This is a genomic window from Candidimonas nitroreducens, from assembly GCF_002209565.1.
In the GTDB taxonomy this organism is placed as follows: Bacteria; Pseudomonadota; Gammaproteobacteria; order Burkholderiales; family Burkholderiaceae_B; genus Candidimonas; species Candidimonas nitroreducens.
In genome coordinates this window covers 40251-58035 of record NZ_NJIH01000007.1, presented here as the reverse complement: position 1 = coordinate 58035, position 17785 = coordinate 40251, and the positions used below count along the sequence as shown (strand labels likewise).

Annotated in this window: 16 protein-coding genes and 1 tRNA gene; 15 read left to right on the top strand and 2 right to left on the bottom strand. The window is 64.0% G+C overall.

The window, feature by feature from the left end; translation table 11 throughout:
- Positions 1 to 146 precede the first annotated feature (146 nt).
- From CEY11_RS12400 to CEY11_RS12330, 14 genes are all read left to right on the top strand, one after another.
- Positions 147 to 1112 carry a polyprenyl synthetase family protein gene (locus CEY11_RS12400; RefSeq protein WP_088603725.1) on the top strand — a complete coding sequence of 322 codons (966 nt, stop codon included), beginning with the start codon at positions 147 to 149 and terminating at the stop codon, positions 1110 to 1112.
- A gap of 150 nt (positions 1113 to 1262) precedes the next feature.
- Positions 1263 to 1339: transfer RNA gene (locus CEY11_RS12395), tRNA-Pro, on the top strand.
- A 341-nt stretch (positions 1340 to 1680) separates the two neighbouring features.
- A complete protein-coding gene (locus tag CEY11_RS12385; RefSeq protein ID WP_088603723.1) occupies positions 1681 to 2604 on the top strand; it encodes an SDR family oxidoreductase in 924 nt (307 codons plus the stop codon).
- Positions 2605 to 2616: 12 nt separating this feature from the next.
- Positions 2617 to 3495, top strand: coding sequence for a MaoC/PaaZ C-terminal domain-containing protein (locus CEY11_RS12380; RefSeq protein ID WP_088603722.1), 879 nt, complete (start codon positions 2617 to 2619; stop codon positions 3493 to 3495).
- 59 nt (positions 3496 to 3554) lie between these two features.
- The gene (locus tag CEY11_RS12375; protein WP_158215298.1) at positions 3555 to 4511 is read left to right on the top strand and encodes a Bug family tripartite tricarboxylate transporter substrate binding protein; all 957 of its coding nucleotides are present in this window, start codon (positions 3555 to 3557) and stop codon (positions 4509 to 4511) included.
- Positions 4512 to 4534: 23 nt separating this feature from the next.
- Positions 4535 to 5566 carry a Bug family tripartite tricarboxylate transporter substrate binding protein gene (locus CEY11_RS12370; protein WP_158215297.1) on the top strand — a complete coding sequence of 344 codons (1032 nt, stop codon included), beginning with the start codon at positions 4535 to 4537 and terminating at the stop codon, positions 5564 to 5566.
- 21 nt (positions 5567 to 5587) lie between these two features.
- Positions 5588 to 5980 (top strand): Zn-ribbon domain-containing OB-fold protein, encoded by a 393-nt coding sequence (locus CEY11_RS12365; RefSeq protein ID WP_088603719.1) that lies wholly within the window; start codon positions 5588 to 5590, stop codon positions 5978 to 5980.
- Positions 5977 to 7131, top strand: a complete 1155-nt coding sequence (locus CEY11_RS12360) for an acetyl-CoA acetyltransferase (RefSeq protein ID WP_088603718.1) — start codon at positions 5977 to 5979, stop codon at positions 7129 to 7131. The genes CEY11_RS12365 and CEY11_RS12360 overlap by 4 nt, the downstream gene beginning before the upstream one ends.
- Before the next feature lie 18 nt (positions 7132 to 7149).
- Positions 7150 to 8283, top strand: coding sequence for an acyl-CoA dehydrogenase family protein (locus CEY11_RS12355; RefSeq protein WP_088603717.1), 1134 nt, complete (start codon positions 7150 to 7152; stop codon positions 8281 to 8283).
- The gene (locus CEY11_RS12350; protein ID WP_088603716.1) at positions 8280 to 9440 is read left to right on the top strand and encodes an acyl-CoA dehydrogenase family protein; all 1161 of its coding nucleotides are present in this window, start codon (positions 8280 to 8282) and stop codon (positions 9438 to 9440) included. The genes CEY11_RS12355 and CEY11_RS12350 overlap by 4 nt, the downstream gene beginning before the upstream one ends.
- A 3-nt stretch (positions 9441 to 9443) precedes the next feature.
- A complete protein-coding gene (locus CEY11_RS12345; protein WP_088603715.1) occupies positions 9444 to 11582 on the top strand; it encodes an acetate--CoA ligase family protein in 2139 nt (712 codons plus the stop codon).
- Between the two features lie 38 nt (positions 11583 to 11620).
- Complete coding sequence (locus CEY11_RS12340) at positions 11621 to 12565, top strand: SMP-30/gluconolactonase/LRE family protein (protein WP_088603714.1); 945 nt, start codon at positions 11621 to 11623, stop codon at positions 12563 to 12565.
- A 13-nt stretch (positions 12566 to 12578) separates the two neighbouring features.
- On the top strand, positions 12579 to 13559 hold the full coding sequence (locus tag CEY11_RS12335) for a Bug family tripartite tricarboxylate transporter substrate binding protein (RefSeq protein WP_088603713.1): 981 nt from the start codon (positions 12579 to 12581) through the stop codon (positions 13557 to 13559).
- A 17-nt stretch (positions 13560 to 13576) separates the two neighbouring features.
- Entirely contained in the window at positions 13577 to 14668 is a 1092-nt protein-coding gene (locus CEY11_RS12330; protein WP_088603712.1) for an SDR family oxidoreductase, read from the top strand.
- A gap of 15 nt (positions 14669 to 14683) precedes the next feature.
- On the opposite strand, the gene CEY11_RS12325 is transcribed toward CEY11_RS12330, so the two are convergent.
- Complete coding sequence (locus CEY11_RS12325) at positions 14684 to 15628, bottom strand: LysR substrate-binding domain-containing protein (protein WP_088603711.1); 945 nt, start codon at positions 15626 to 15628, stop codon at positions 14684 to 14686.
- A 27-nt stretch (positions 15629 to 15655) separates the two neighbouring features.
- Positions 15656 to 15781, bottom strand: a complete 126-nt coding sequence (locus tag CEY11_RS25950; protein WP_269845281.1) for a hypothetical protein — start codon at positions 15779 to 15781, stop codon at positions 15656 to 15658.
- A 298-nt stretch (positions 15782 to 16079) separates the two neighbouring features.
- On the opposite strand from CEY11_RS25950, the gene CEY11_RS12320 reads away from it, so the two are divergent.
- Positions 16080 to 17588, top strand: coding sequence for a beta-1,3-glucanase family protein (locus CEY11_RS12320; protein WP_088603710.1), 1509 nt, complete (start codon positions 16080 to 16082; stop codon positions 17586 to 17588).
- Positions 17589 to 17785: the final 197 nt, after the last annotated feature.

Sequence of the window (17785 nt, the reverse complement as noted above, 5' to 3'; positions counted from 1 at the left end):
TGCGTATTCCCCGGCCGTCGCGCGGCAGCCTCCCTTGGGCAGGGCCCTGTGGGAGGCCATGTCCCGCAGGCCGCACCCACGCGCCGCAGCAGCGAACACGTATAATCCTTGTCTTGCTTTGCAGACTTATACATCCGGACAAGAATTTGAATCTCGCCGAGCTGATTGCTCCCATTGCAAACGATATGAAAGCCGTCGACGCGGTCATCCGCGCGCGCTTGAATTCCGATGTGGTCATGATCCGCACCATCGGCGACTATATCGTGGGCGCCGGCGGCAAGCGCATGCGCCCGGCCCTGCTGTTGCTGGCGGCCAAGGCACTGGGCTACCAGGGCTCTCACCACCACCTGCTGGCCGCGGTGGTGGAATTCATCCATACCGCGACCCTGCTGCACGACGACGTGGTCGACGAGTCCGACCTGCGGCGCGGCCGCAGCACCGCCAATGCCGTATTCGGCAACGCGGCCAGCGTGCTGGTGGGCGACTACCTGTATTCGCGCTCGTTCGAGATGATGGTCGAGGCCGGCACCATGCGGGTCATGTCGATTTTCTCGCAAGCCACCACCGTCATCGCCGAAGGCGAGGTGTTGCAGCTGATGAACGTGCACGATCCCGACGTGTCGCTCGACCGCTACCTGCAGGTGGTGCGCTACAAGACCGCGAAGCTGTTCGAGGCCTCGGCCCAGGTAGGGGCGGTCATTGCCGCGGGCACGCCCAGCCAGGTCGACGCCGCCGCCGCTTATGGACGCCATGTCGGCACGGCCTTCCAGCTGATCGATGATGTGCTGGACTACAGCGGCGACGTCGAGTCTTTGGGCAAGAACGTCGGCGACGACCTGCGCGAGGGCAAGCCGACATTGCCGCTGATCCGCGTCATGGAAGTCGGCACGCCGAGCCAGCGCGATCTTATAAAAACGGCGATCCAGACCGGTGAAGCCGACTTCCAGGCCGTGGCCCGCGCCATCCATGACACCGATGCGCTGGACTACACCCGCCAGGCGGCCCGCGCCGAATCCGAACTGGCCCGCGCGGCCCTGCAAGCCTTCCCCGTTTCCGCTTATGGCGATTCTTTGCTAGAATTCTGCTCTTTCGCGGTCGAGCGGGATCGCTAACGGCAGGGCAAGGCGCGGTGCGCCGCGTTTTGCTAAAATACGGCTCCCGCGACATTCGCGGGCTCGTCGATTCTACCGACGGGCGCAGGTTCGGTTCGCATTCGCCAGGATTGCGGACAAGTGGCCCGGCAAACCACCGCAGCATCAAGTCGGGGCGTAGCTCAGCCTGGTAGAGTACTGCGTTCGGGACGCAGGAGCCGGAGGTTCGAATCCTCTCGCCCCGACCACTTATGTGGTCGAATTCCAAAGCCAGATCAGTAACTTAGCTGATCTGGCTTTTTGCTATGTGCGCCCAGCATGGGCGGGCTCCTGCGGGTGCAAGTCCCGCCATAAATGGATCACAGCGAATGCAGCGAAGCGCAACTGCGTGAGGGTGACCGAGCGTGGGTACGCCGCGTTCCGCCGCCCGCCCCATTATGGCGCTGGTGGCCGCCCCTCGGCTGGCTGCCGATTTTCCCGAGGGTGAATGCCTTCTCTCATGATTTTTTCCAATACCTGATTGTCGAATTCGAAGTATTCAGCCTTGCAGGACTCGCCCTACACTGCGTACCTCATTGAGGAGGTTTGCATGGACGGTAAGGCGCTCGAGGGCAAGGTCATCGTAGTCACTGGCGCGGGTGGTGGGCTCGGCAAGGAAATTTCACTGGCCTTGGCCCGCCAAGGTGCCAAGGTCGTGGTCAACGATCTCGGCGTGACACTCGATGGCAAGCCCGCCGCTGATTCGCGCGCAGTGCAAGTGGCCGACGAGATTACGGCGGCAGGCGGCGCCGCGCTAGCCGACGTGGGCAGCGTTGCGGATTGGGAAAGCACCGCTGCCATGATCGATCGGGCCGTGTCGCATTTCGGCCGCCTCGATGCGGTCGTTCACAGCGCGGGCATCCTGCGCGACACAATCTTCCACAAGATGACGCCGGAGGATTTCGATTCGGTGATGAAAGTTCACCTGTACGGCGCCTTCAACGTCAGCCGCGCCGCTGCGCCGCATTTCCGCAAGCAAGGCAGCGGCGCCTTTGTGCTGATGACCTCGTCAGCCGGCCTGATCGGCTCTATCGGCCAGGCCAATTACGCCTCCGCAAAGCTCGGAATCGTCGCGCTGTCGCGCTCGATTTCGATGGACATGGGCCGTTTCGGCGTCCGTTCCAACTGCATCGCGCCTCACGCGTTCAGCCGCATGATAGAAAGCGTTCCGGGCCTGTCCCCGGAAGAGCAGGAGCGTTATCTGGAAAAACGGCGCCGCACCACGCGCGCGGATCAAGTGGCGCCGCTGGTCGGGTATCTGTGCTCCGACGCCGCGCGCGAAGTGAGCGGCCAGGTCTTTGGCGCGCGTGGCAATGAAGTCTATCTGTACAGCCAGCCTCGGCCGATCCGTACGCTGCATCGGGCCGGCGGCTGGACCCTGGAGTCCCTCTCGGAAATGCTGGAGCCGGCGCTGCGCAAGAGTTTCACTCCGCTGGAGCGCACGCGCGATGTATTCAGCTGGGACGCCATCTGAGCGCGACACGCCATGCCATTGAATACAGCGTCGTTGCGCGACTGGCGTTTTGCCCCTGTCAGCCAGCGCTACACCGATCGCGACACGATGTTGTACGCGTTGAGCGTCGGTTTCGGCATCGATGCGACGGATCCTGCGCAGCTCCCCTTCGTCTACGAAAAGGGCTTGAGGGCTGTTCCCTCGATGGCGGCGGTGTTGTGCCACCTGGGTGCGTGGCTGCGTGACCCGTGTTTCGGCGTCACCATGGCCAAGGTGGTTCATGGCGAGCAGCGCATGATCTTCCATCGGCCGTTGGCGCCGGAAGGCGAGTTGGTAGCGCATGCGCACGTGGCCGGCGTGCAGGACAAGGGTGAGGGCAAGGGCGCGCTTGTCCACGTCGAGCGCGTGCTCTCTGATGTCGCCACAGGCGAGCCGGTCGTCACCATCGTGCACACCACGTTTTGCCGCGCCGACGGCGGCTGCGAGTCGTTCGGTATCAGCCCGCAGCCGCATGCGCTGCCGGCGCGTGCGCCCGACCGGAGCGCGATGGCCGCGATACGGCCCGATGCGGCCTTGCTGTACCGGCTCAATGTGGATCGGAATCCTCTGCACGCCGACCCCGCGTGCGCGCAGCGTGCGGGTTTTCCGCGGCCCATTCTGCATGGATTGTGCACCTATGGCATCGCGGCGCGTGCCTTGCTGTTGTTGGTGCTTGACGGCGACCCGTCGCGCCTGCTGGCATTCGACGCCCGGTTTTCATCGGTGGTCTATCCCGGCGAGACCCTGCAAGTGGATTTCTGGTTCGAGGCAAGGGATGTCGTGGCTTTCCGGGCATGCGTGCCGGGGCGCGATGCGACGGTCCTGGACAATGGTCGCGCGGTTATACGCCGGGACGGCATTACTCAGGCATAGCGGTTCCGGATTAAACGGGTGACCTGCCAGGGGGCGGCACCGCACACATGGAGACAATCATGAAAAGGCTATTTGCAGCCATGGCTGCATGCGCGGTGATGGCGGGTGCCTACGCTCAAGGCTGGCCCGAACATTCGATCAAGTACATCGTTCCCTATGACGTCGGTGGCTCTACTGACACCCTCAGCCGCATCGTTGCCGGCCAACTGCAGGCTCGGCTGGGCCAGCCGGTGGTAGTGGAGAATTTCGGCGGCGCCGGTGCCATGATCGGTACGGAGCGCCTGGCCAAGTCACCGGCCGACGGCTATACGATCGGGCTGGGCAACACCGCCTCGCACACCGTGACACCCAATATCCAGCTCAAGGTGCCCTACGATCCGAAGAAGGATTTCGCGCCCATCTCGCTGCTGGCCGAGTACGCCAACATCCTGGTGGTCAACCCGCGCCTGCCCGTCAAGACGCTGAAAGACTTCATTGAGTTCGCGCGTAAGCAGCCCGGTGGGTTGAGCTATGCCTCATCGGGTGTCGGATCCAGCAATCACTTGGGCAGCGAGTTGCTGGCCCGCATGGCGGGGCTGCACTTTACGCATGTGCCATACAAGGGCAACAGCCGTGGGATATCGGACGTGGTGGCCGGCCACGTCGACTGGATGTTCGCTACGCCGTCGGAGGTGATTTCCTTCGTGAGGTCGGGACAGCTTCGCGCACTGGGCACTTCGGGTCTGCGGCCCGAGGAGCTGCTGCCGGACGTGCCGCCGATCTTCAAGACTCTGCCGGGCTACGAGGTGATTGGCTTTATGGGCCTGTTCGCGCCTGCGGGGACGCCGGCCGCGATCGTCGATCGGCTCAATCGGGAAATCAACGCCATTCTGGCCGAGCCGGAGGTCGCCGAGAAATACGCCATGCTGGGCATGAAGGCCGTGCCCAGCACGCCGCAGGCGCTGGGCCAGCGTGTCGAGCACGACTACCAATTGTGGCGGCGTGTGATCGCCGAAGCGGGCATCAAGGCTCAATGACGGGGCATATCCGGATGATAAGCATGCGAGAACACGAAAGTTTGCAGGACGCCCTGCGCCGCGGGGCAGGCAGCGCCCAGGCATCCGGCCGCCGGCGCTTTCTGACGAGGGCGGCGTCCGCCGCGGGCTACGCCGCCCTCGGCGGCCGGGCGTGGGCCGCGGGTGCGAATAAAGTGATCCGCCTGATTATTCCGTATCCCGCCGGTGGCGGCACCGACATCATTGGCCGCCTGTTCGCTTCCAGTGCCGGCGAGCAGCTCGGGCGCACCGTAGTGCCGGAAAACCATGGAGGCGCGAGCGGCCTGATCGGCATCCAGATCGTGGCCCGGGGCGAGCCGGTCTCTGTCATGGGCATCAGCGGCATCGGCACCAGCGTAACCCTGGCGCTGACACAGAAGCGGATGCCCTACGTGATCGGCCGCGACCTCGACGCCATTGCACACCTGGGCGAGTTCGGCAACCTGATCGTGACGCGGTCTGATGCCCCGTTCAAGGATTTGAAGGGCCTGATCGACGCCGCCAAGGCCAGCGAGAAGCCCATGTTCTGCGGAACGCCGTCGCGCGGCTCGCCCAGCCACCTGACTTTGCAATACCTGTGTTCGGTGGCCGGCGTCAAGATTTCGGCGGTGCCGTACCAGGGCCATGCGGCGATCATGAATGATCTGCTGGGAGGCCAGCTCGACATGGCGCTGTTGTCGGTGCCGCTTTCGGCCAAGACGGTCGATGCGGGGATGATCAAGGCGTTGGCAGTGACCAGCGCACGGCGCTCGGTGCTGCTGCCGGGAGTCCCCACGGCGGACGAGGCGGGCCTGCCCGGCTTCGAGGCTTCGCTGTGGAACGTGCTGGTTACCGCCCATGGTGCGTCGCGCGAAGCGCTGGAGCAGATCAACCGCGCCACCAACGCGGCTTTCATGTCGCCGGCCGCGCAGGCCACGTTGAAGGCGGCGGGGGTGGATTTCCGCCCCTATACCCTGGACGGGACGCGGGATTTCGTTGAAAAGGAAAGGCGGAAATGGGCCGGGATCACCATGCAGGCCGGCATCGTTCCGGAATGATGAACAGAGGAAGCTGAAAGCATGCAAGTAACCATTACCCAATCCCCGCTGCAGATCTATCACGAGCATCTGCGCCGCGGCGAGCTGGCTTACCAGTTCAGCCCGGAGGCGCAGAAGGCTGTGTTCTTTCCCCGCGTGGCGTGTCCGTTTACGGGTTCGACCCGGCTCGAATGGCGAGTCAGCGCCGGCCGCGGCCGCGTTTATGCGACCACGGAGGTGTATCCGCGCTCCGGGGATCCCTACAACGTCACGCTGGTCGACCTCGATGAGGGTTTCCGCATGATGTCGCGCGTCGAAGGCGTGGCCGCCGATCAAGTGGCGATCGGTGCGCCGGTGTGCGCCCGTATCGTGCCGGGCGCGGGCGATGAAGCACCGCTGGTTGTGTTCGATCTCGTTGTCGCGGGGGCGGTATGAAAGGCTTGAAGCGGGGTAGCTGCGCCATAGTGGGAGTGGCCGAATCGGATCTGGGAAAGGTCGCCGAGGGCTTGTCGCCGCTCGACCTGATGGCACAGGCCGTCGTGCGCGCACTGGACGACTGCGGCCTGAAGACGAGCGACGTCGACGCCTTATTCAGCGCGGCCACGCAAAGCCGCATGCCGACGCTGGCGTTGACCGAATATCTCGGCATACGGCCGAATTACGGCGATTCCACATATTTGGGCGGCTCTTCCTTCATGACCCACCTGGCGCATGCCCAGGCCGCGATCGAGGCTGGTTTGTGTGAAGTGGCCGTCATCGCCTACGGCAGCACGCTGCGCACCGCCGGCCGCACCGGTGCCGTAGTGCGCGATTTCAATCCCTACGAGTCGCCGTACAAGCCCTTCCTGCCGTCAAGCGCCTATGCGCTGGCCGCGTCGCGGCACATGCACCTGTACGGAACCCGGCGCGAGCACCTTGCCGAGGTGGCCGTGGCGGCGCGCCTATGGGCGCTGCTCAACCCGGCGGCCTGGGAAAAAGAACCATTGACGGCCGAGCAGGTGCTCGGTTCGCGTATGGTCAGCTATCCCTTGTCGGTGCGTGATTGTTGCCTGGTCACCGACGGCGGAGGCGCCGTGGTAGTGACCTCGGCGGCCCGCGCCCGCCATTTGCGCAAGCCACCGGTCTATGTCCTGGGTTGCGGCGAATCTCAGGCGCACCAGACAATCTCCAACATGCCCGACCTGACCGTTACCGCCGCACGCGAGTCTGGCGCGGCCGCCTATGCAATGGCGGGTCTGAAGCCGGCCGACGTCGACGTACGGGAGATCTACGACGCCTTCACGATCACCACACTGCTGTTCCTGGAAGATCTGGGTTTCTGCGGCAAGGGGGAAGGAGGCTTTTTCGTCGCCGACGGTAAATTGCGGCCGGGCGGCACGCTGCCTACCAATACCAACGGCGGCGGCCTGTCGTACGGACACCCTGGCATGTACGGCCTGTTCCTGCTGATCGAGGCGGCACGCCAGATCCGCGGCGAATGCGGCGAGCGCCAAGTGGCTAACTGCGAAGTGGCGCTGGCGCATGGCAACGGCGGGGTGCTGGCGAGCCAGAGCACGGTGATTCTGGGTGGCACCGCCACTGTATGACCCACGGAATATTTTTATATGACTGAACGAGATGAAATAGAAGTTCTGCTCGAGAATTCGGCCGAGGATTTCCTGTCGAGTGAATTCCGGGACGAACGCCTGCGTAACGTCTATCTTGGCCGCAACGCCTACGATCGCGGCTTTTGGAGGTCGATTGCGCAGCAGGGGTGGTTGGCGTTGCGTTTGCCGGAAACGTTGGGTGGCAGTGGCCTGCAAGTGCGCCATGTCGGCATTCTGGCGAATGCTTTCGGCCGCCGTGCGGTGCCCGAGCCGCTGGTGGCATGCTCGCTGATTCCGGCGGTTCTGGCCGCGCATCTGGGCAACGGGCGCTGGCAGGAAATAACCGGTGCGCTGGTCGATGGCGGGCGCGTCATCGCCGTGGCCTGGCAAGAAGCGCCGCAGCGGCTCGATGCCGAGCCGCTCCTGACGGTGGCGGCCCGGGCCGGCGGTGGCTATGTGCTGAACGGCAGCAAGTATGGCGTGGTGGCCGGTGGCTGGGCCGACGCGCTGCTGGTCAGCGCGCGCCTGGACGGCGAGGCGGCTTTGTTCCTGCTGCCCGCCGGCAGCGCGGGGCTGGAGATCACCGAACGTCTTGGCAGCGACGGCGGCACCGTGGCGCTGGTCAAGCTCGAGCAGGCCTGCGTGCCGGCGCAGGCGCTGCTGGCACACGGCTCCGTGGTGACCGAGGCGCTGGAACTGGCGCGCGACGAAGCCATGCTCGCAACAGCCCTGCAGCTCTGCGGCATGGCGGCGGCGGGTTTCGAGCTGACGCTGGAATACATGCGCACACGCGTCCAGTTTGGCCGCCATATCGGCAGTTTCCAGAGCCTGCAGCACCTGGCGGTGGATATCGGCATACAGCAGGCGCTGACGCGTGCGGCGTGCCGGGCGGCGATGGATCGTTGCGAAGCCGCGCCCGGCACGATAGATGCCCGGCGAGCGATCGCGGCGGCCAAGGCGCGTGCCTCTGATACGGGAATTTCGGCCGGCCGTTTCGGCGTCCAGGCCCATGGCGCGATCGGCTTCGCCGCCGAGGCGTCGATCGGACTCTACCTGAAAGGCGCGCTGCGCCTGGCCGCTTATCTCGGCGGCGGTTCGCAGCATCGCAGGCAATACCGCCAATTGGCGGATCTCGCACAGGAGAATGCATGATGGCCTCGATCGACCGGCGCGCTATGGACGACGACGGCTTCCGCGCCGAGTGGCGCTCCTGGATTGCCGCCAACTACCCGTCCGAGATGCGCAATCCGCTGGAAAAATTAACCGGCGAAGAAGCACGTACCTGGTTGCGCGCGCAGTTTCGCGACGGCTGGCGGGCACCCGGCCTGCCGGTCGAGGCAGGAGGATTGGGCCTGCCGCTGCCGCGGCAGCTGATCTACCAGGAAGAGCTGGATCGCTACGGCGTGGCCCGCCCGCTGGATCATGGGCTGCGCATGGTGGCGCCCATCCTGCTGCGCTACGGCAGCCAGGCGCAACGCGAGCACTACCTGCCGCGCATTCTGGCTTGCGAAGATGTCTGGTGCCAGGGCTATTCCGAGCCGAACGCGGGCTCGGATCTGGCCGGCCTGAAGACGTCCGGCCGCATCGAAGGCGACTGCTTGGTCATCAACGGTCAGAAGATCTGGACTACGCTGGCGACCGACGCCAACATGATGTACATGCTGGTGCGCACCGGTGGCGGCACGCGCAAGCAGGAAGGCATCACCTTCGTGCTGGTGCCGCTTTCGACGCCCGGCATCCGCATCCGGCCGATCCGCACGCTGGCCGGCGAAGAGCACTTGTGCGAAGTGTTCTTCGACGAGGTGGTGGTGCCGCTGGCCAATGTAGTAGGTGAGATCGGCCAGGGCTGGACGGTGGGCAAGGCCCTGCTGGGCTTCGAACGCTGGAGCCATGGTTCGCCCGAACTCATCCGTTACGCGCTCAAGGTGCTGCGGCAGACTGCCGAGGCCATGGGTATGGCGCAGACCGAGCGCTACTGCGAGATGGCCGACCGCTACATTTGCGATGTCGACGACTCCGCGGCGCTGTACGAGCAAGTGTGCCGGGCGGCGGTGCACGGCAAGGTCGCGGAAGAAGATTTTTCCATGCTCAAGCTGTTCAATGCCGAGCTGTTGCAGCGCATTGTTGAATCCACGATGGACTTGGCGGGCCAGTGTGGCGGTATCGCCGATGTCGCTCCCGAACTCGGCCTGACGCATGATCTGGAATGGCTGTATATGATCACGCGTCCCGTCACCATCTTCGGCGGAACCTCGCAGGTGCAGCGTAATCTGCTGGCCGTGCGTGCGTTGCACCTGCCCAAGGACTGAGTCATGACTGAAACCTCAAAGCCCTCGGATGCTTCGCCGTCCGATACCCGTACCCTGGATGCCTTGCTGCATGCCGGCTCGATCGCAGTCGTGGGAGCTTCCAGCGACCCGCGCAAGATAGGCGGCCGCCCGATTGCGTACATGCTGGCCAATGGCTATGCCGGCAGGCTGTTCCCGATCAATCCACGCCAAACGGAGGTTCAGGGCCTGCCCGCCCATGCGTCGCTGGCGGCCGTCGGTGAGCCGGTGGATCAGATCATCGTCGCTGTCGCCGGCCCGCAGGTGGAGGCCGTCGTGGACGAAGCCATTGCGCAGCGGGCCCGCTCCATCGTGGTTCTGAGCTCGGGCTTCGGCGAGATCGACGAGGCGGGCCGCCAGACCCAAGAACGTATCGCGGCGCGCTGCATGGAGGCCGGCGTGACACTGGTTGGCCCCAATTGCATCGGCGTCTTCAACGCCCGGCGGGCCATGTTCTCGACTTTCATGAGCGCCCTCGAGCATCGCGTGCTGCCGGCCGGCGACGTGGCGATCGTTACCCAGAGCGGCGCCATCGGCTCGTACCTGTATGGGCTGGCGGGCGACCGTGGCGTGCGTTTCAGCCATTTCATCGCCACCGGCAACGAGGCAGGGCTGGACGTTGCCGACAGCATTGCCTGGCTGGCCCACGATCCTGACACCCGCGTCATCATGGCGTATATAGAGGGCTGCAGCGACGGCCAGCGCTTGCGCCGCGCACTGCTGGCCGCGCGGAACCAGCGCAAACCGGTCATCGTACTCAAGGTGGGGGCTTCGGAGCAGGGCGCGCGCGCCGCAGCTTCGCACACCGGCTTGCTGGCCGGCGCTGATGCCGTTTATGACGCAGTGTTCGAGCAATGCAACGCGCTGCGCGTGGCCTCGCTCGAAGAAATGGCGGACGCCGCCTATGCTTGCTCGGTGTCGGCGCTGCCCGCCAGCAACCGCGTTGGAGTGATCACGCCGTCGGGCGGGGTGGGTGTGATCGTGGCCGATGCCGCGGCGCAGTGCGGGCTGACATTGCCGGCCTTGCCCGAATCGGTGCAGCGCGACATCAAGTCCGTAGTGCCGTTCGCCAGCGCAGCCAACCCGGTCGATACTACCGCCCAGACACTGGGCGACCGCACACTGTTTAACCGCATCATGCGCTTGTTGTTCACCTGCCAGGGCATGGACAGCATCGTGAGCTTCAATGCCAATCTGGGCCAGAGCGAAGCGGAGTTCGGCAAAATCAAGCATGAGCTGTTCGCCTTGCGCAAGGAAAATCCTGGACAGGTGGTGGCGTTCTGCTCGCGCGTGTTGCCGTCGGTGGCCGAAGAGCTCGAAGCGCACGGCATTATGGTGTTCGACGATCCGGGCCGGGCCACGCGCGTTATCGGTGCAATGGCCAAGCTGGCTGCCGGCTATGCAGCCGCGGTGCCGGCGGCGCGACACCAGGGCCGCCAGGCCCCCGCGTTGCCGGCGGCCGGCCCCATGACCGAATATGAGGCGGCCGAGGCACTTGCCGCCTACGGCATCCCCTTCGTGCCGCAGGCGGTCGCTCACACGGCCGAGGAAGCGGCGCGGGCGGCCGAGCAACTCGGCTATCCATTGGTAATGAAAATCCTCTCGCCCGACATCGCGCACAAGAGCGACGTGGGCGGCGTGCAATTGCGTCTCGCCGACGAGGCTGCGGTGCGCCAGGCCTGGGACTCGATGATGGATCGCATACCCGCGCGCTGTCCCGGCGCGCGCATCGACGGCGTGCTGTTGTCACCGATGCTGCAGGATGGGGTCGAGGTCGTTCTGGGCGTGACGCGCGATCCGGTGTTTGGGCCGATTGCCATGTTCGGCCTGGGTGGTGTGTTTGTGGAAGTGCTGAAGGACGTCACTTTCCGCCCGGCGCCCCTGACACTGGACGATGCCCGGCAAATGATTCGCGAAGTACGCGCCTTGCCGCTGCTGCAGGGCGTCCGCGGCGGCGCGGCAGTCGACCTCGAGGCCATCGCCCAGGCCTTGGCGGCGTTGTCCGCTTTCGCCGTGGATTGCGGCGATACGCTGGAAAGCGTGGAAATCAACCCTTTCATCGCCCGCGCGTCGGGTGGCATGGCGGTCGACGCCTTGATCGCCAGGCGCGCAGCTGGGGCCTGAGCGGCCCGGAATTTTCCAGATCCACAACAGGAGACGACATGAAAACCCGCATCATTGCCGATGATTTGCAGTTCCCGGAAGGGCCGGTTTGCTTGCCCGACGGCAGTGTGCTGCTGGTCGAGATCCGCCGCCGCACGCTGACGCGCGTCTGGCCTGACGGCCGCAAGCATATCGTGGCCGAGCTTGGCGGCGGCCCGAACGGGGCGGCCATCGGGCCTGACGGCAAATGCTATGTCTGCAACAACGGCGGCCTGCATTTCCGCAAGCGTCCCGATGGCATCATGGTGACCGCCGGGCAGGCCGGCGACTACACCCACGGGCGCATCGAGCGTGTCGACATCGAGACCGGCAAGGTGGAAGAGCTGTACACCCACGTCGGCTCCCAGCCCATCCGCGGCCCCAACGACCTGGTGTTCGACCGTCACGGCGGTTTTTACTTCACCGACCTTGGCAAATCGCGCGCGCGCGACCTGGATCACGGCAGCGTCTGCTACGCCAAGGCCGATGGCTCGTCCGTCCAGGAAATCATCTTCCCGATCGCTAAGCCCAATGGCATCGGCCTGTCGCCGGACGGCAATACGCTGTATGTGGCGGAAACCGACAATGCGCGGGTCTGGGCCTGGCGCCTGAAAGGCCCGGGGCAACTGGCCGATCCGGTGACGGCCAGCAACCAGTCGCCGCACGGCAGCCGACTGATCCATATCTCGCCAGTGTTCGCTCGCTTCGATTCACTGGCGGTGGAAGCCAACGGCAATATCTGCGTCGGCACCCTGCATCACGGCGGTATCTCGGTCTGCCGCCCCGAAGGCGGCCTGGAAGAATTCATTCCCATCGAGGCCGACACGCACGTAACCAATATCTGCTTCGGTGGCGACGGCATGCGCAAGGCCTATCTCACCGGTTCGTGGACGGGCACGCTGCTGGAGGCCGATTGGCCGCGGCCGGGCCTGAAGCTGGCGTACCAGAACGCTGCGCGCATCTGAAAGGAGATCTGACATGAATAAATCCCTGTATACCACGCTGCGGAGGGCTGCCTTGATGCTCGCCGTCGCCGTTGTTCCCGCGGCCCATGCCGCTGACGCCTGGCCGTCCAAGCCGATCCACTTGATCGTGCCATACGCCGCCGGCGGCCCCACCGACATTGCTGCGCGGGTGATTGCGCACGGGCTGGGCGAATCGCTGAAGACTCCGGTAATCGTCGAGAACAAGGGCGGCGGCAACGGCTTCATCGGTGCCCTTCACACGGCCAAGAGCCCGGCCGATGGCTACACGGTGATGATGTCCAGCCTGGCGATGGCCATCAACCCGCTGCTGTACGAGAAGGTGCCCTACGATCCGAACAAGGACTTCGTACCCTTGTCGCTCGTACTGACGATTCCGATGGTGGCGGTAGTGAACCCGAAGGTGCTGCCGGTGGACAGCGTGCCGGCGCTGGTGTCGTATCTGAAGGCGCATCCGGGCAGCGTGAACTACGCCTCGTCCGGCACGGGGGGATCGTCGCACCTGATCGCCGAATATTTCAAGGCCAGCACGGGCACGACCATGACCCACGTCGCCTACAGGGGCTCGGGCCCCGCCCTGGTCGGCCTGGTGGCGGGCGAAGTGCAGGTCATGTTCGACGCTCTGCTCAGCACCGCGCCACAAATAAAGTCGGGCAATCTGCGCATGCTGGCGGTGGCTACGTCCAAGCGCCTGCCCGACTATCCCAACGTGCCGACCATCGCCGAATCTCTGGGTACCGATTTCGAGGCTTCGTCGTGGTATGGCATGTACGCGCCGGCCGGCACGCCGCCGGACATCGTGCAGAAGCTGTCGGCCGAGATCAACAAGACGCTCAAGACGCCTGAAGTGAAAAAGCGCCTGAGTGACTTGGGCGCGGTGACGATCGGCAGCACGCCGCAGGCGCTGGCGGACTACCAGCGCGCCGAGCAGGCCAAATGGCGCAAGGTGATTGAGGCCGGCAAGATCAAACTTTGACCCTGGGGGAACCAGAGATGCCACGTACCGTTCTTGTCACGGGCGCCAGCGGCCTGGTCGGCGCGGCCGCCGTCGATGCCTTCCTGGACGCTGGCTGGGATGTCATCGCTGTTTCCCGGCGGCGCCCGGAAGTCTTCAGCAGCAGGCCGTACACGCACTTGCCCTTGGATTTGCAGAATGCCGAGGCGTGCCGCAGTGCCTTGGAAACCCAGTCCCAGGTAACGCATGTGGTCTATGCCGCGGTCTATGAAAAGCCCGGCTTGATCGCCGGCTGGCAGGATCCGGAACAAATGTCTACCAATTTGGCCATGATCCGGAACGTGATGGAGCCGCTGGCCCAGGCAGCCCGCCTGCAGCACGTCACCCTGCTGCAGGGCACCAAGGCCTACGGCCTGCATCTGCATCCTATCCCTGTTCCCGCGCGAGAGCGCTATCCCCGTGACGACCATCCGAATTCGTACTGGTTCCAGGAAGACTACATCCGGGAAAAGTCCGCGCAAATCGGCTTCGGCTGGACGATTTTCCGCCCCACGCTTGTGTTGGGGCCGAACGTGGGCGTCGCCATGAACACGGTGCCCATCATCGGCATTTATGCCGCCTTGTGTCGCGCGGAAGGCCGGGCGTTCCATTATCCCGGCCACATTTCATTCCCGCGCGAAGCGGTGGATACCCGACTGATCGCCAACGCGGCCGTCTGGGCCGCGGACAACCCCAAGGCCTGGGGCGAGCATTACAACCTGACCAACGGCGAAGCCTTCAGCTGGCACGACCTGTGGCCGAGGCTGGCGGAGTTCCTGCGTGTCGAACCGGGGCCGGATCAGCCCTTGAGCCTTGCGGAATACTTGCCCAGCCGGGCGGATCTCTGGGCGCGGCTCGTGCAGGAACACGGCCTGCGGCCGATGAGCATGGCACAGTTGCTGGGCGAGTCGCATTACTCCGCCGATGCGCGGTTCGGGTACGGATTGCAAACGCCGCCCGCGCCGGTGTTTGTCAGCACGGTCAAGATCAAGCAGGCGGGCTTCACGCAAGTCTACGACACAGAAGAGTGCGTGAAGCATTGGTTGACGGTGCTGATGGAGCGGAAGATTATTCCCGCGCTTGCTTCATGAGCGGCCGCCGCCGGTTTAGTCGGCGGCGTCGAGGTCTGCGCGGGTTTGCGCCGCGCACTTCAACAGCCATTCGCGGAAGACCTTGACCTTGGTCAAGTCGGTGCGCTGCTTGGGTCGTAGCAGGTAATAGGCATGGTCGCGGCGTACCGGTTTGTTGAATGGGCGTAGCAGATTGCCCAGCTTGAATTCCTCGTTCAGCATTGCGATCTGGCCCATCGCTACACCGAGCCCCGCCGCTGCCGATTGCCATGCCAGCATTGAAATGCTGAAGCCAGTCCATTCGGAGGCCGAGGTGCCGGCTGTCATCGCATTGCGATCCAGCCATGCCTCCCAATCGGAGTGCGAGTGGCTGTAGCGCGAGTACAGCAAGCGGCCGCGCAACAGCGCAGGCAAGTCATCGCCGCCCTGGGCATGGGTATTGAGATAGGCTGGCGAGCATACCGGATCGATGCGATCGTAGAAGAGCATATCGTGCCGGGCACTCGTCCAGTCGCCGACGCCAGCCTGGATCGCCAGGTCGACCGCGTCGCGCTCGAAGTCGACGTCGCGCATGCCGGTCACGATGTCGACATCGATATCGGGGTGCAGGCTCCGGAAGTCTGGCAGTCGCGGGATTAGCCATTGTGACGCGAAGGTAGTGTAGGTGCGCACCCGCAGCATGCCGCCGTGCGAACTGGCCAGAAGCCTGGCCGTGGCGGCGGAAATATTGTGGAAGGAAGGGATGACCTGCTCGGCATAGGCCTTGCCGATCGGTGTCAGGCTGACGCCGTGGCGGCCGCGGCGGAACAGCTCGACCCCCAGATAGGCTTCGAGCACGGCGATCTGCCGGCTGACGGCCGATTGCGTTACGCACAGTTCCTGCGCTGCCAGCGTCAGGTTCTGGGTGCGGGCGACGACTTCGAAGAACCGCAGCGGGTTCAGTGGCGGGATGCGATGCCCGCCGCGTTTGATCAGCTCCATGTCGGTACGATAGGTCGGGAACAGGTGTTACCTGGTGCCGGCGGTTTCCAGCACGGCTTCGAAACGCCCATCAGCCAGCCGGTTCGGTGCCGCCGCGGTACGCGGCACGCAGGTCGTTTTTCCTACCCATTCGGCATGGATGGCAGTTTCCATGATAGCACCTACTCTGTGCATCCCGGAGGCCCATGCAGGCGATGGAGGTACGGGGTTCGAGTCCTTTGGCCCCCAAGCGTTCGGTGCGGGCGCATCCGTATATAAATCAAGGCGCTCGACTCCATATGCCTGTTGCAATACAATATAACAATTAAATAATATTCGAAACTTTAAGCATTTATCCGCGTCTCGAACTCGACACTAGAATCGCAGGTCGCGGGTCGTGCATGGGTTCAGTTGTTTCATTGTCTAGGCCGTCTGCGGCCAGGCGTGGGTGGTGCATATCAGGGGAAGCATCATGGCAGGTTTCAACTGGAAGCGACGCGTTGTTTTCAAGGGCCTGGGCGCGGCGGGGTTGATCGGTATTCTCGGTGGCTGCGACGGTTCCGGCGATGACGATGGCAAATCCAGTGGCGGCCTCACGTCCCAGCCCGGGCAAGCTCCTGCCAGCGGCGATGGCCTAAGCGGAACCAACAAACTGCTGATCGACGCCAGCGAGACCGCCACCGGAATCCCCGCCAATATTCCCGTCTACGCCTACATTACCGGCCTGGTCAAAACGCCGGGGCAGGTTTTCTATCGTTACGACCAGACGACGAACCGCCCCGTCGAAATGTCGACCAGCGACAACACGATCACCGATTCGTCAAAATTCCAAACAGGCCTGTCCGGCGCCACCTATACCCAGAATTATCCGAGCCCGTGGGCCAATTATGGTATTTCGCTGAACCGTTCGGGCGTCACTGAAGTGGCCGACCTGACCAGTTTCAACGGCACCAATATCCCGGGCTTCGGCAAAGGCCCGGCCGCGTTCAGCGGGCGCATCTGGATTTCGGTAGGCAAGCCCTTGCTGCCATTCACTCCCAGGGTCGGCGGCGATTTGTCCGCCGCAGGAAAGGTCGATGGCTATACGACTCCGGTCGTTGCGGCCGGCGGCATAGGGGCGCTGTGCTTTTATGATTGGCTGGAGTTCTCTTACGATGTGGACGGCCTGCTGTACATCAACACGACGCAGGTCGATCAGTACGGATTCCCGATCTCTGCGGTTGCCGCAGGTGAAAATGTCCAGGGCAGCCCGCAAGGCCTGTACAACAAGAAAAGATCCGAGATCCTTGCCGATCTGGCCCTGCTGGGCGAGCCCTTCAATACCTCGGTGCAAGTGCCTACTGTCGGGGTGGATGGCGATGCCTATCCGCCGGCCGCCAATACCGGCAGCAAATTGCGTGCGCTGGCCCCTTCCAAATCCCCGGCCATCCAGACCAGCACCTATCTGGATGCGGTGATCAGTGGTGTGCTGGATCACCGCAGCGACTGGCTGGCCGTCACATGCTCTTCCAATGCGCTGCAAAAAACATATTACGGGGAGGCCCAGGCCGGCACCAAGACCATGGTCTTTTATAAAGACAAAATGAAAACCGGCGGGCCGCAGTTCACTTTCAATGACATCACAACCAAGAATGTGCTGGACTGCGACGGCACGATGACAGGCGTCGGCGTGCCGCAGACCGGCGACCTGCTAAGCGACTTGAGAAACACCGGCAAGGCCATTCTTGCCGCGTTCAACCGCGGCGTCCTCAGCGGCACCACGGCCGAGCTGAATATCGACGCCGGGCCTAACTACACGCCGCCCATTAGCGCCAACTACCCGGCCGGGGTCGCCTGCAATGTCTGGGCACAGCATTTCCACCAGTACAGCGCCAACGGCCTGGCTTATGGCTTTGCCTACGACGATGTCGGCGATCAGCAACCCATGATCATCGCCACCAAGACCTCCGGCCTGAAGCTCACGCTGGGCAAGTTCGAGTAGTTCGCGCGACTTTACCGTTGTTTAATGTGAAAGAAGCCTCTTTCATCCTCGGGGGTGGCCGCAACTGCCATCCCCGTTAGGGTGGGAGCCCAATCACGTCATGGCAGCGGCCCTGAGCCAAGGTAGGCATGCGGTGGTAATTTTCAAAATTCCGTAATCCGGATGCGAGAAGCGAAGGCTCTCTGTCTACATGTGGA

What these genes read in the sequence shown, in the direction of transcription:
- CEY11_RS12385 (WP_088603723.1), top strand. Translation starts at nt 1,681, where the DNA reads ATGGACGGTAAGGCGCTCGAGGGCAAGGTCATCGTAGTCACTGGCGCG.
- CEY11_RS12380 (WP_088603722.1), top strand. Translation starts at nt 2,617, where the DNA reads ATGCCATTGAATACAGCGTCGTTGCGCGACTGGCGTTTTGCCCCTGTC.
- CEY11_RS12375 (WP_158215298.1), top strand. Translation starts at nt 3,555, where the DNA reads ATGAAAAGGCTATTTGCAGCCATGGCTGCATGCGCGGTGATGGCGGGT.
- CEY11_RS12370 (WP_158215297.1), top strand. Translation starts at nt 4,535, where the DNA reads ATGCGAGAACACGAAAGTTTGCAGGACGCCCTGCGCCGCGGGGCAGGC.
- CEY11_RS12365 (WP_088603719.1), top strand. Translation starts at nt 5,588, where the DNA reads ATGCAAGTAACCATTACCCAATCCCCGCTGCAGATCTATCACGAGCAT.
- CEY11_RS12360 (WP_088603718.1), top strand. Translation starts at nt 5,977, where the DNA reads ATGAAAGGCTTGAAGCGGGGTAGCTGCGCCATAGTGGGAGTGGCCGAA.
- CEY11_RS12355 (WP_088603717.1), top strand. Translation starts at nt 7,150, where the DNA reads ATGACTGAACGAGATGAAATAGAAGTTCTGCTCGAGAATTCGGCCGAG.
- CEY11_RS12350 (WP_088603716.1), top strand. Translation starts at nt 8,280, where the DNA reads ATGATGGCCTCGATCGACCGGCGCGCTATGGACGACGACGGCTTCCGC.
- CEY11_RS12345 (WP_088603715.1), top strand. Translation starts at nt 9,444, where the DNA reads ATGACTGAAACCTCAAAGCCCTCGGATGCTTCGCCGTCCGATACCCGT.
- CEY11_RS12340 (WP_088603714.1), top strand. Translation starts at nt 11,621, where the DNA reads ATGAAAACCCGCATCATTGCCGATGATTTGCAGTTCCCGGAAGGGCCG.
- CEY11_RS12335 (WP_088603713.1), top strand. Translation starts at nt 12,579, where the DNA reads ATGAATAAATCCCTGTATACCACGCTGCGGAGGGCTGCCTTGATGCTC.
- CEY11_RS12330 (WP_088603712.1), top strand. Translation starts at nt 13,577, where the DNA reads ATGCCACGTACCGTTCTTGTCACGGGCGCCAGCGGCCTGGTCGGCGCG.
- CEY11_RS12325 (WP_088603711.1), bottom strand. Translation starts at nt 15,628, where the DNA reads ATGGAGCTGATCAAACGCGGCGGGCATCGCATCCCGCCACTGAACCCG.
- CEY11_RS25950 (WP_269845281.1), bottom strand. Translation starts at nt 15,781, where the DNA reads ATGGAAACTGCCATCCATGCCGAATGGGTAGGAAAAACGACCTGCGTG.
- CEY11_RS12320 (WP_088603710.1), top strand. Translation starts at nt 16,080, where the DNA reads ATGGCAGGTTTCAACTGGAAGCGACGCGTTGTTTTCAAGGGCCTGGGC.